9 protein-coding genes and 1 pseudogene are annotated in these 12,113 nt (G+C 72.6%); 3 read left to right on the forward strand and 7 right to left on the reverse strand.

The annotated features are described in order from the left end of the window. Positions 1–4: 4 nt before the first annotated feature. The 3 genes from ACN28A_RS38505 (at position 5) to ACN28A_RS38515 (ending at position 6,139) form a co-directional block, all read left to right on the forward strand. Positions 5–1,270, forward strand: coding sequence for a hypothetical protein (locus ACN28A_RS38505; RefSeq protein ID WP_421404015.1), 1,266 nt, complete (start codon positions 5–7; stop codon positions 1,268–1,270). Beyond that, positions 1,267–2,589: a phenylacetate--CoA ligase family protein gene (locus ACN28A_RS38510; RefSeq protein ID WP_421404017.1), complete on the forward strand. Its 1,323-nt coding sequence runs from the start codon at positions 1,267–1,269 to the stop codon at positions 2,587–2,589. The genes ACN28A_RS38505 and ACN28A_RS38510 overlap by 4 nt, the downstream gene beginning before the upstream one ends. A gap of 271 nt (positions 2,590–2,860) precedes the next feature. Then, positions 2,861–6,139 (forward strand): penicillin acylase family protein, encoded by a 3,279-nt coding sequence (locus ACN28A_RS38515; RefSeq protein ID WP_421404019.1) that lies wholly within the window; start codon positions 2,861–2,863, stop codon positions 6,137–6,139. A gap of 50 nt (positions 6,140–6,189) precedes the next feature. Here the strand turns inward: ACN28A_RS38515 and ACN28A_RS38520 are convergent, their stop codons facing one another. The 7 genes and pseudogenes from ACN28A_RS38520 to sufD all read right to left on the reverse strand — a co-directional run bounded on the left by ACN28A_RS38520 (position 6,190) and on the right by sufD (position 12,048). Continuing rightward, complete coding sequence (locus ACN28A_RS38520) at positions 6,190–7,149, reverse strand: endonuclease domain-containing protein (RefSeq protein WP_421404021.1); 960 nt, start codon at positions 7,147–7,149, stop codon at positions 6,190–6,192. 131 nt (positions 7,150–7,280) lie between these two features. After that, positions 7,281–7,667, reverse strand: a pseudogene (locus ACN28A_RS38525) (metal-sulfur cluster assembly factor); the annotation flags it as partial. Between the two features lie 245 nt (positions 7,668–7,912). After that, complete coding sequence (sufU, locus tag ACN28A_RS38530) at positions 7,913–8,395, reverse strand: Fe-S cluster assembly sulfur transfer protein SufU (protein ID WP_421404023.1); 483 nt, start codon at positions 8,393–8,395, stop codon at positions 7,913–7,915. Further along, positions 8,395–9,702, reverse strand: coding sequence for a cysteine desulfurase (locus tag ACN28A_RS38535; RefSeq protein ID WP_421404025.1), 1,308 nt, complete (start codon positions 9,700–9,702; stop codon positions 8,395–8,397). Before ACN28A_RS38535 ends, sufU begins: the two co-directional genes overlap by 1 nt. 44 nt (positions 9,703–9,746) lie before the next feature. Next, complete coding sequence (gene sufC, locus ACN28A_RS38540; RefSeq protein ID WP_278062993.1) at positions 9,747–10,520, reverse strand: Fe-S cluster assembly ATPase SufC; 774 nt, start codon at positions 10,518–10,520, stop codon at positions 9,747–9,749. Continuing rightward, positions 10,517–10,846, reverse strand: a complete 330-nt coding sequence (locus ACN28A_RS38545) for a non-heme iron oxygenase ferredoxin subunit (RefSeq protein ID WP_278062994.1) — start codon at positions 10,844–10,846, stop codon at positions 10,517–10,519. Before ACN28A_RS38545 ends, sufC begins: the two co-directional genes overlap by 4 nt. Continuing rightward, complete coding sequence (gene sufD, locus ACN28A_RS38550; protein WP_421404027.1) at positions 10,846–12,048, reverse strand: Fe-S cluster assembly protein SufD; 1,203 nt, start codon at positions 12,046–12,048, stop codon at positions 10,846–10,848. Before sufD ends, ACN28A_RS38545 begins: the two co-directional genes overlap by 1 nt. Positions 12,049–12,113 lie beyond the last annotated feature (65 nt).

Raw genomic sequence — 12,113 nt, forward strand, 5'->3', positions numbered from 1 at the left:
CGTCATGACCGCCGCGGTCCAGCCCCCGGGGCCGCGTACGGTGCTGGCGCTCATGGCTGGCCGGGGCGCCTACCGCGCCGCCAGCTACGGCTCTGGCCTCGTGCTGCTGGCGCTGTGGGACGCCGACGAATTCGCCGGGTACGCCGCCGCCGTCGGATCGGTGACCTGGCTGACGCTGCTGGTCGCCAGCGGTCCGGAGAAGGCGGCTCTGGCGCTCCTCCCCCGCCCCGGCGGGGCCCGTCTCGAACGGCTCTTCGTCACCCTGGCCGTGCTGCCGTTCGGCGGCTGCCTCGCGCTCTGGCTGCCACTCGCCGCAACCGGCACCACCCCGGCCGCCCGGTACGCCGCCGCGGCGGCCCTGACCAGTGGCATCGGCTGCTGCACCGTCCTGGTCGGACTGCACCGCCTCCGGGGCCGGCCGCTCGTCGACGCCGCCGCCTTCGCCGGCCTCGCCGCCGGATACGGTGCGACCCTCGGGCTGGCGGTCCGGCCGGGGATCACCGCCGAGCAGGCGCTCACCGTGCTGGTCGCGGTGGTGGGCGTGATCGCCGTCGCGCTGCTCGGCGGGCTCGTCCACCGGCTGCCGCCGATCCGGCCGGGTCGGTCGGCCCGGCTCGGCGCGATCCGCGCCGCCGCCCTGCTCGGCGTCGGTGAACTGCTCAGTGCCGCCTCGGTGTCCCTGCTGTACGCCCTGTTCGCGACGACCGGTGACGCTGCCGCGACCAGCTTGTTCTACCTGCTGCTCGTGGTCTCCGCCGTGCTGTCGGCCGGTTGGGGCTACCTGCTGCGCATCCGGCAGCCCTCGGTGGTCGCCTGGCTGCTGCGGTCGGGTCCGGCAGCCGGCTGGCGACTGGCGGGCCGGCTGCTCGGCGCCGCACTGACCCTCGGGGTCCCGCTGGCGGCAGCGCTGGCGGTGGCGATCGTCCTGGACGTCCCCGCAGTCGTGCTCGGACCGGCGGCGGTCGCACTCGAACTCGCCGTCTTCGGTACGGGTCTCACCGCACTGCTGGTCCTGGAGAACATCGACACGGGTGGCCGGCGCTGGTCCGCCGCCGGGGCCGTCATCCAGTTCCTGGTTGTCGCGGCTACCGGCTGGTTTCTCGTTCCGGCCGCCGGTGCCGTCGGCGGGTTCGCCGCGCTCATCGCCGGTGAACTGACCAAGGCCGCCGCACTGCGCGGGATCGTCGCGCGCCGGGCCCGCGCCGCCGGAGCCGGACGGTCCCCGGCAGTCGGCCGCGGCACACCGTACGAGCCCGGAGGAAGGCGATGAGCCGAGCCCTGCCCACCCAGATCCCGGTGCTCTCGGTGCTGGGCAACCTGCCCAGGGCGCGGGCGGCGGACCGACTGTCCGCGCAGCGGGTGGCACAGGTGCAGTCCCGGTTGCTGCGCCGGCTGGTCCGGCACGCGTACGCCCGGGTGCCGTACTACCGCGACAGCTGGGACCCCGCCGCCGTCGCGGCGATCACCGGCCCGGCCGACCTCGCCGGCCTGCCCGCGCTCGACCGGGCGACGGTGAACGCCGTCGGGCCGGCGGGACTGCTCGCGGACGGCCACACGGTCGCCACCACCCGGGCCGCCCGGACCAGCGGCTCCTCCGGGATGCCTGTCACGCTGCACTACTCCGAGCGCGAGCTGGGTTATCTGCGGGCCAGCTACCTCTGGGACCTGCTCGCGTGCGGACTGCGCCCGTACGACCGGATCGGCTACTTCCGGGTGAGCGGGTTCCGACGCCACCGCCTGGAGCGCCTCGGCCTGGCCCGCAACGTCCACGTGGACACCAGCCGCACCCTCGACGAGCAGGTGGAGATGTTCCTCGCCGGTCGCCCCACCTTCCTGCGCGGCTTTCCGAACGCCATCGCCTCGCTGGTCGGCGAGTTGAAACGATGTGGGATCACCCATCACGGCGTACGCGCGGTGGTGTTCGGTGGCGAGTCACTCGCCGACGCCGCCCGGGCCGAGGTACTGGAGTACTTCGGCGCCACCGGCCACGAGGTCTACGCCTCGGTCGAGGCGCACACGATCGCCCGCAGTTGCCCGCACGGCTCGCTGCACCTGCGCTCGACCGACGTCCTGGTGGAGGTGGAGCACGACGACGGCACCGTCTCGGTGGCCGACGGTGCCGGCGAGATCCTGGTGACCCGGCTCCGCTCGGACGCGATGCCGCTGGTGCGCTACCGGCTGGGCGACCGGGTGGTGATCGCCCCCAACGACTGTCCGTGCGGGGTTCGGCAGACCCCGGTGGTGCGGGCGGTCCAGGGTCGGGTGGAGGACCGGATCCGCACCCGGGACGGCCGGTTCCGCTCCGGCGACTTCTTCGCCAGCCTGCTCCGTGAGGTGACCGGAATCCGCCAGTTCCAGTTCGTCCAGCGTGACCCGGGAGCGGTGCAGGTGCTTATCGTTCCGGCGCTGGGCGAGCCCGGACCGGAACTGGCCCGCCGCGCCCGCTCGGCGCTCGCGGACGCCGGCGCCGACTTCGAGGTCTCGGTACGGCTGGTGGATCGGATAACGCCGGAGGCCAACGGCAAGATCAGGCTGGTCAGGGCGATCCGCTCCGTTACCGACCGCCCGCCGCCCGCCGGGCCGGCGTGACCGGACCTCAGACGTTGAAGCCGAGGGCGCGGAGCTGGTCGCGGCCCGCGTCGGTGATCTTGCCCGGGACCCCACGGCGCGGCAGCGGGAGCGGAGGTCCACGAGGCAGGCACGATCACCTGACGATTCTGGTCGGTCCTCCGCCCGTCCCGCGACGGGTTACCGCCACCGCCCAGAGGTGATCCAGGGCTATCTATCGGGCCGGCGAACTCGTTACCATCCGGTAGCCGGATGTTGCTCACATTCGCTCGCACCGTCGGAAGGACCCCCGATGGCCCACCGTCCCCGCCGTCGCGCCACCGCCGGGATCGCGGTGCTCAGCGCCGCCGTGCTCGCGTTCACCGCCGCTCCCGCCCCGGCCGCGACGGCCACCGTCCCGGTCCCCGCCGACCGCCGCGCCGCCCAGCCGGCCGACGCGCCCGCTGCCGGACCCGCCGCAGCGCCGGCACGCAGCGCGTTCGCGGCCGGCGACCACTGCCTGGGCGAGTGCGCCGACATCCTGCCACCCGGCCAGAACGGCAACGCCACCCTTGTCGAGGTGCTCGCCAACCAGACCCTCGGGATACTTCCCCGGCACGCCGGTGACCAGCTCGACCGGTACGCCAGCCTGGTCTACGGGTACGCCGGGCTGCGCGAGGACCAGGTCGGGGCGTTCTTCAACGACGCGTCGTTCGGGGTGCCACCGGGCGAGGTCGAGCGGAGCTACTCCCCGCGCGCCGACGTCACCGTGCTGCGGGACCGGGCGACCGGCGTCCCGCACGTCACCGGTACCACCCGGGGTGGCACCATGTTCGGCGCCGGATACGTCGGCGCGGAGGACCGGCTCTTCACCATGGACCTGCTCCGGCACGTCGGGCGGGGCACCCTCACCCCGTTCGCCGGTGGGGCGCCCGGCAACCGGGCCCTCGAGCAGAGCGTGTGGCGGAACTCGCCGTACACCGAGGCCGACCTCGACGCCCAGGTCGCCGCACTGCGCGAGCGGGGCCCCCGGGGCGAGCAGCTCTACGCCGACGTGCGGGAGTACATCGCCGGGATCAACGCGTACATCCGGCACTGCATGGCGAACCGGAACTGCCCCGGCGAGTACGTGCTGACCGGCCACCTGGACGCGGTCACCAACGCGGGCGGCCCGGAGCCGTTCCAGATGACCGACCTGATCGCGATCTCCGGGGTGGTCGGCGGACTCTTCGGCGGCGGAGGCGGGCACGAGATGCAGTCCGCGCTGGTCCGGATCGCCGCCCGGGCGAAGTACGGGCCGGTCGAGGGGGACCGGGTGTGGACCGCGTTCCGGATGGAGAACAACCCGGAGACGGTACTCACCCTGCACGACGGGCAGCGCTTCCCGTACGGCGCCGCCGACCCGGACGCGCCGAGCGTGGTGCTGCCGGACCCGGGCTCGGCCCGGCCGGAGGCGGTCACCGCCAATCCGAGCGGCTCGGCCCGGCAAACCGGCGGCGGACCGTCCGAACTGGCCGCCGCGCTCTCCGGGCTGACCGTCACACCACGGGGGATGTCGAACGCGGCCGTCATCTCCGGCGCGCACTCCGCCAGCGGGCACCCGATCGCCGTCTTCGGCCCGCAGACCGGCTACTTCGCGCCGCAACTGCTGATGGTGCAGGAGTTGCAGGGGCCGGGAATCAGCGCCCGGGGCGCCGCGTTCGCCGGGGTCAACCTCTACGTGCTGCTCGGCCGGGGCCAGGACTACGCGTGGAGCGCCACCTCGGCCACCCAGGACATCACCGACACCTACGCGGTGCCGCTGTGCGACACCGACGGCAGCGCGCCGACGCTTGCCAGCAACTCCTACCGCTACCGCGGGCAGTGCCTGGCGATGGAGGAGATCTCGCACGTCAACTCCTGGAAGCCGACCCTCGCGGACGGCACGGCAGCCGGGTCGTACACGCTCGTCGCCCGGCGGACGAAGCTGGGGTTGGTGGCCTGGCGGGGCAGCGTCGGCGGGGTGCCGCACGCCTTCACCCAGCTCCGGTCGACGTACCGGCACGAGGCCGACTCGGCGATCGGCTTCCAGATGTTCAACGACCCCGCCGCGATGGGCTCCGCCGCCCAGTTCACAAGCGCCGCCGCCGAGATCGGGTACGCCTTCAACTGGTTCTACGTCAACTCCCGCCAGGCGGCGTACGCCAACTCGGGGCTCAATCCGGTGCGCACCGCCGGGACCAACCCGAACCTGCCGATCCGGGCCGAGCCGGCGTACGAGTGGCAGGGCTTCGACCCGGCGACCAACACCGCCAGCTACCATCCCGCCTCGGCGCACCCGAACTCCGTCGACCAGGACTACTACGTGAGCTGGAACAACAAGCAGGCCGCCGACTACGGCGCCGCCGACGGCAACTTCAGTTTCGGTCCGGTGCACCGCGGCGACCTGCTGGACAAGCCGATCCGGGCCGCCCTGGACGCCGGCCAGAAGTTCGACCGCGCCTCGCTCACCGCGCTGGTGCAGCGGGCCGGCCTGACCGACCTGCGCGGAATCGAGGTGCTCGACGAGCTGATCCGGGTGTTGGAGAGCCAGCCGGTCAGCGACGCCGGGTTGGCCGGGACGATCGGCCGGCTCAAGGCGTGGCGGCAGGCCGGGGCGCTGCGGGTGGAGACCTCGGCCGGTTCGAGGACCTACCAGCACGCCGAGGCGATCCGGGTCTTCGACGCCTGGTGGCCACTGCTGGTCCGGGGTCAGTTCGCCGGGCCGCTCGGCGGCGACCTCTACCAGGCGCTCGTGAACGCCATGCAGGTGAACGAGTCACCCTCCGGGCACCAACAGGGCGACCCCTCGAGCCTGCCCGGATCGGCCGCCGACGCGCAGACGCACAAGGGCTCGTCCTTCCAGTACGGCTGGTGGGGCTATGTGGATGCCGACCTGCGGGCGGTACTCGGTGAACCGGTCGCGGGCGGACTCGGCCGGACGTACTGCGGCGACGGCAGCCTGACCGCGTGCCGACAGATCCTGCTGGACACCCTGCGTACCGCCGCCGCCCAGCCGGGTACCGAGGTCTATCCCGGCGACGAGCACTGTGCCGCCGGGGACCAGTGGTGCGCCGACGCGATCGTGCAGTCCCCGCTCGGCGGCCTCCGGCACGACGTGATCGCCTGGCAGAACCGGCCGACGTACCAGCAGGTGGTCTCCTTCCCGGCCGGGCGCGGCGACGACCTGACGAACCTCGCCGCCGGGCGGCCGGCCTCGGCGTCCAGCACCGAACTCTGGCACCGCCCCGCCCGCGCGGTGGACGGAGATCCGGGTACCCGCTGGGCAAGCTCATGGTCGGACAACCAGTCGATCACCGTCGACCTCGGCTCGGTCCGCACGGTGGGCCGGGTGGTGTTGCACTGGGAGGCGGCGTACGCGAGGTCGTACCGGATCGAGGTTTCCACCGACGGCACCGGCTGGCGCCCGGTCTGGGCGACCACCACCGGCGACGGCGGCACCGACAACAACGCCTTCCCCGCCACGTCCGCCCGCTACCTCCGGATGCACGCCCTCACCCGCGCCACCGACTATGGCGTCTCCCTCTGGGAGTTCGCCGCCTACCCGCACTGAGAGTTCGCCGGATCTTGACGATTTGTGGTAGCGGGAACGACGACAAATCGTCAAGATCTGCGGCGCATCGGGTGAGGGCGCCAGCCGGCGGTGGTAAGGGCACGACGGAGCTGCTCGGCGACCTCGGCGGGGCGGTGGCGGATCTGGTGGGCGGTGAAGCGGAGCAGCCGGTCGCCGTCCAGCCACACCTCGTTCTGCCGGCGCATGTCCGCCTCCCAGTGGCGTACCTGCATGTGGTGCGCGCCGTCGACCTCGACATGCAGCCGCCAGCGCCGCCAGTACGCGTCCAGGTAGCGCATCCGGCCACCGGCGTCCCGGCGCCGCTCCTGGAGGTCGGGGCGGGGCAGACCGTAGCGCCGGCAGAGCCGGACGAAATCGATCTCGGAGAGTGCCTCGGCCCCGCCCTCGGCGTCCCGGGCGGTCTCCAGCACCAGCGCCCTGCGGCGGGCCCGGGGCATCCCCTCGACCACCTCGACCAGTTCGCCGGGCAGTACCAGGCGTTGCTGGCAACCGGCTGCGATCACCGACCGGGCCTCGTCGTCGGTACGCGCCCAACCCGCCGCGTCCACGAGCGACCGGGCGGTGGTGGTCCGCCTCGGACGGGCCACCTGGACCTGCTCGGGCGGCAACGAACGGGTCCGGTGCACCCGCACGCCGGGCATCCCGGGCGCGAGTCGGCGGCGAGCGGTCGAGCTGCTGTGTCCCGCCGGCACGAGCACGTCGATCGGCTCCCGCCGGAACCCGCGCAGTCCGGCCTCGGCGGCGGCGGTCAGTCCGGCAAGCACCGCGTCGGCACCGACGGACAGCACCGCCACCCAGAGCTGTTGGGAGCGGGTCAGCTCACCCGGATGCGCCACCAGTACGCCCCGACACCACCGCCGCCAGCGCCCGACCGCCAGCAGGTGCCGCACCTTCCCCGGCGACAGCGCCCGGCTGGCCTGCCCCCACGTCACCACCTGCGACTGCTCGAACAGCAGCCACTCCCACTCGCCGTCCCGCTCCCCTGGCATCCGCACTGGGAAAGCTCACCGCGAATCTTGATTAGTTGTTGTCGCTCGAGTGACAACAACTAATCAAGATTCGCGACATAGCGGCGCGAAGCGGCGCGCGGGTGGGTGGTGGGTGGGTGGGTGGGTGGGGGTCAGACGTTGAAGCCGAGGGCGCGGAGTTGGTCGCGGCCCTCGTCGGTGATCTTGTCCGGGCCCCACGGCGGGAGCCAGACCCAGTTGATCCGGATGTCGTCCACCAGGCCGCCACCGGGGCCGGCGGTGAGCGCCTGCCGGGCCTGGTCCTCGATGACGTCGGTGAGCGGGCAGGCCGCCGAGGTGAGCGTCATGTCCAGGGTCGCCACGTTCTCGTCGTCGACGTGCACCCCGTAGACCAGGCCGAGGTCGACCACGTTGATACCCAGCTCGGGGTCGACGACGTCCTTCATCGCCTCTTCGATGTCGGCGACCGCGGCCCGGCCACCCGAGCCGGCGCCCTCACCCGAGCCGGCGCCCTCACCCGAGCCGGCACCCTCACCCGACCCGGAGCCCGAGCCCGCAACCCCGGCTGAACCGTTCGCACCGGCCGCACCGTTCGCACCGGCACCGGCACCGGCACCGGCACCGGCCGAACCGTTCCCGGCCGCCGCCGAGCCGTTCGCATCCGCCGAGCCGTTCGCACCGGCCGACGCCGCCGACCCGGCCGCGCCCGCCGAGCCGGTCCCGCCGGTCGGCCCGGTCGTCTCCGCCGACCCGGCGGCCGGCGCGGTCGTCGTGTCCTGATCGGTCATGCCGTCGTCACCTCGCTACGCTCGTCGTTGTCCTCGCCCGCCGCGGGCACGCCGGCCCGGGCCGCGGCGTCCTTGAACGCCATCCAGGGCAGCAGCGCGCACTTCACCCGGGCCGGATAGCGGGCCACCCCGGCGAACGCCACCGCGTCGCCGAGCAGTTCCTCGTCCGGGGTCACCTGCCCGCGCCCGGACATCAGCTCGACGAACGCGGCGTGCACCGCGAACGCCTTCCCGGTGCTGCTGCCGGTGAGCAGCTCGTGCAGCACGCTCGCCGACGCCTGGCTGATCGAACAACCCAGCCCGTCGTAGGAGACGTCACTGAGCGTGTCGTCGTCGAGCGCCACCCGGACGGTCACCTCGTCCCCGCAGGTCGGGTTGACGTGGTGCGCCTCGGCGGCGTAGGGCTCGCGCAGCCCGCGCCCGTGCGGATGCTTGTAGTGGTCCAGGATGATCTCCTGGTAGAGCTGGTCGACCTGCATCAACCGAACACCTTCCGTACCTGTTCCAGCCCGCGCACCAGGGCGTCGACCTCGCTGGTCGTGGTGTACAGGTAGAACGACGCGCGGGTGGTCGCCGGTACGCCGAACCGCACGCAGACCGGTCGCGCACAGTGATGGCCGACCCGCACCTCGACGCCCTGGGCGTCCAGGATCTGCCCCACGTCGTGCGGATGTACGCCGTCCAGCGCGAACGAGATCGTCCCGCCCCGTCCGACGGGCAGTTCCGGCCCGAAGATCCGCAGCCCGGGAACGGTGCCGAGCGCGTCCAGCGCGTACGCGGTCAGTTCCTTCTCGTGCCACTGGATCGCCTGCATGCCGATCCCGGTCAGGTAGTCCACCGCCGCGCCCAGCGCCACCGCCTCGGCGATCGGCGGGGTGCCCGCCTCGAACCGGGCCGGCGGCGGCGCGTACGTCGAGCCGGCCAGGCTCACCGTCTCGATCATCGAACCGCCGCCGAAGACCGGCGGCATCGCGGCCAGCAGCTCGGCCCGGCCCCAGAGCACCCCGATCCCGCTCGGCCCGCACATCTTGTGCCCGGTGAAGGCGATGAAGTCGGCGTCCAGGTCGACCACGTCGACCGGCAGGTGCGGCACCGACTGGGAGCAGTCGAGCAGCAGCAGCGCCCCGACCTGGCGGACCCGCTCGGTGATCCGGGCGGTGGCGTTGACCGTGCCGAGGATGTTGGACATGTGCACGATCGAGACCAGTCTGGTCCGCTCGTTGACCAACTCCTCCAGCCCGGACTCGTCGAGCCGGCCGCCGTCGGTCACCGGGAACCAGCGCAGCGTGGCGCCGGTCCGCTCGCAGAGCAGCTGCCACGGCACGATGTTCGAGTGGTGCTCCATCTCGGAGATCACGATCTCGTCGCCGGGGCCGAGCCGGAACCGGGGGTCACCGGCCGGGCCGCCGAGCGAGGAGTTCGAGAAGGCGTACGCGACCAGGTTTATCGCCTCGGTGGAGTTCTTGGTGAAGACCACCTCGTCGGTGCTCGGCGCGTGAACGAACGCCGCAACCTTGGCCCGGGCACCCTCGTACGCCTCGGTCGCCTCCGTGCCGAGCGTGTGCACCGAGCGGGAGACGTTGCCGTTGTGCCGCTCGTAGTGCCCGCGCAGCACGTCCAGCACCTGCCGGGGCTTCTGCGCGGTGTTGGCGCTGTCGAGGTAGACCATCGGGTGGCCGTTGACCTCGCGCCCCAGGATGGGGAAGTCGGCGCGTACCGCCTCGACGTCGTAGCGCGGCACGTCGTCGTACTGTGGCATCCCCGGTGGGATCGCGATCGTGGTCATCTCGACACTGCCTTTCCGGCTCTCGGGCGCGCGCTTTCCGGCTCTCAGGCGCGGGCCGCGCCGGCGCCGGCGACGTACCGCTCGTAGCCCTCGGCCTCGAGCTTCTCGGCCAGCTCCGGGCCGCCCTCCTCGACGATCCGGCCGGCCACGAAGACGTGCACGAAGTCCGGCCTGATGTAGCGGAGGATCCGGGTGTAGTGGGTGATCAGCAACAGCCCGGTCTCGCCGGTTTCGCGGACCCGGTTGACGCCCTCGCTGACCACCCGCAGCGCGTCGATGTCGAGCCCGGAGTCGGTCTCGTCCAGGATCGCCACCTTCGGCTTGAGCAGCTCCAGCTGGACGATCTCGTGCCGCTTCTTCTCGCCGCCGGAGAAGCCCTCGTTCACGTTGCGCTGCGCGAACGCCGGGTCCATCTGGAGCCGCTCCATCGCGCCGCGCAGCTCGCCGGCCCAGGTGCGCAGCTTCGGCGCCTCGCCGTCGATCGCCGTCTTCGCGGTACGCAGGAAGTTCGCCACCGACACCCCGGGCACCTCGACCGGGTACTGCATGGCCAGGAAGAGGCCGGCGCGGGCCCGCTCGTCCACGGCCATCGACAGCACGTCCTGACCGTCCAGCAGCACCTCGCCGCCGGTGATCTCGTACTTCGGGTGGCCGGCGATCGAGTACGCCAGGGTGGACTTGCCGGACCCGTTCGGGCCCATGATGGCGTGGGTCTCGCCCGCCCGCACGGTGAGGTCGACCCCGGCCAGGATCGGCTTCAGCTCGCCCTCGGGCAGCCGGACCGACACCTGCAGGTCACGGATCTCCAGAACGCTCATGGTGCGGTAACTCCATTGCTCGGTGTGAGACTCAGGTAGATGTCGCCGTCGCGGATCTCGACGGGGTAGACGGGTACGGGTTCGGTGGCCGGCAGCCCGGTCGGCTCACCGGTACGCAGGTCGAAGCGGGAGCCGTGCAGCCAGCACTCCAGGGTGCAGCCGTCCACCTCGCCCTCCGACAGCGCCACGGCGGCGTGCGAGCACTCGTCGCGTACGGCGTAGAAGTTGCCGTCCTCGGCGTGCACGACGGCGACCTCGGTGCCGTCGACGTCCGCGGAGACGACGCCGCCCTTCGGCACGTCCTCGGCAGAGCAGATCCGGATCATCAGACCCCGACCTTCGTCAGCCGCGCCTCGATCTGCGCGCCGAGCCGGTCCCGCAGTTCCTCGGCCGGGATCTTCTGCAGCAGTTCGGCGAAGAAGCCCCGGACCACCAGCTTGCGGGCCTCCCCCTCGGGAATGCCCCGGGCCATCAGGTAGAAGAGCTGCTCGTCGTCGAAGCGCCCGGTCGCGCTGGCGTGCCCGGCGCCGGCCACCTCACCGGTCTCGATCTCCAGGTTGGGCACCGAGTCCGCCCGGGCGCCGTCGGTGAGCACCAGGTTCCGGTTGATCTCGTAGGTGTCGGTGCCGGTGGCGGCGGCCCGGATCAGCACGTCGCCGACCCAGACGGTGTGTGCGCTCTCGCCCTGCAACGCACCCCGGTAGCCGACGTAGCTGCGGCAGTCCGGCACGCTGTGGTCGACCAGCTGCCGGTGCTCCAGGTGCTGCCCGGCGTCGGCGAAGTAGAGGCCGTACAGCTCGGCCTCGCCGCCCCGGCCGGTGTACTCCACGCTCGTGTACTGCCGGACCAGGTCGCCGCCGAGGCTCACCTGCACGTGCGTCACCTTGGCGTCCCGACCGAGCCGGACCCGCAGGTGCTGGGCCTGCACGGCGTCCGGCGCCCAGTCGGCGACGGTGACCAGGGTCAGCTTCGCACCCTCGGCGACCGCGACCTCGACGTTGTCGGCCAGGGTCACCGAACCGGTCTGTTCCAGCACCACCGTCACCTCGGCGAACCGGCCGACGTCGACGAAGGTGTGCCCGAACGAGGCGCCGTCGGCACCCTGGCCGACCAGCCTGACGGTGACCGGCTCGGCCGGCCGGGTCTCCGGGGCGACCGCGAGCAGCACCGCCTCGCCGGCCCGGCCGTGCGCCAGCGCGCTGATCCGGTCGAACGGGGTCAGCACGCTGCCGATCCGGGCGTCGCCCTCGTGCACGCCGCCGAAGGTCACCCCGTCCGGCAGCGCGGCGACCTCGTAGCGCAGCCGGCCGTCGACCGGGCTGAACGTGTCGTCGGCAAGGCCGGCGAGCCGCTTCAGCGGGGTGAACCGCCACTCCTCCTCCAGGCCGGTCAGGGCCGGGAAGTCGCGGACGTCGTACGAGCGGAGCGTCTGCGCCTTGGTCTGCGCGACCGACGCGCCGGACGCATGCTGCGCGTCGGTCGCCTGCCGCGCGTCGGGCGCTTCGGGCGCGAATGCTTCGGTAGTCATCTCTTCCTTGGTCTTGTCTCGACGAGGTCCGATGCCGGCTGCGGTGGGATGCGGAATGCGTCGCG

This window comes from Plantactinospora sp. WMMB782, from assembly GCF_049179135.1.
Classification (GTDB): Bacteria; Actinomycetota; Actinomycetes; order Mycobacteriales; family Micromonosporaceae; genus Plantactinospora.

Coding starts and splice junctions, on each gene's coding strand:
- ACN28A_RS38505 (WP_421404015.1), top strand. CDS start 5: ATGACCGCCGCGGTCCAGCCCCCGGGGCCGCGTACGGTGCTGGCGCTC.
- ACN28A_RS38510 (WP_421404017.1), top strand. CDS start 1,267: ATGAGCCGAGCCCTGCCCACCCAGATCCCGGTGCTCTCGGTGCTGGGC.
- ACN28A_RS38515 (WP_421404019.1), top strand. CDS start 2,861: ATGGCCCACCGTCCCCGCCGTCGCGCCACCGCCGGGATCGCGGTGCTC.
- ACN28A_RS38520 (WP_421404021.1), bottom strand. CDS start 7,149: ATGCCAGGGGAGCGGGACGGCGAGTGGGAGTGGCTGCTGTTCGAGCAG.
- sufU (WP_421404023.1), bottom strand. CDS start 8,395: ATGCAGGTCGACCAGCTCTACCAGGAGATCATCCTGGACCACTACAAG.
- ACN28A_RS38535 (WP_421404025.1), bottom strand. CDS start 9,702: ATGACCACGATCGCGATCCCACCGGGGATGCCACAGTACGACGACGTG.
- sufC (WP_278062993.1), bottom strand. CDS start 10,520: ATGAGCGTTCTGGAGATCCGTGACCTGCAGGTGTCGGTCCGGCTGCCC.
- ACN28A_RS38545 (WP_278062994.1), bottom strand. CDS start 10,846: ATGATCCGGATCTGCTCTGCCGAGGACGTGCCGAAGGGCGGCGTCGTC.
- sufD (WP_421404027.1), bottom strand. CDS start 12,048: ATGACTACCGAAGCATTCGCGCCCGAAGCGCCCGACGCGCGGCAGGCG.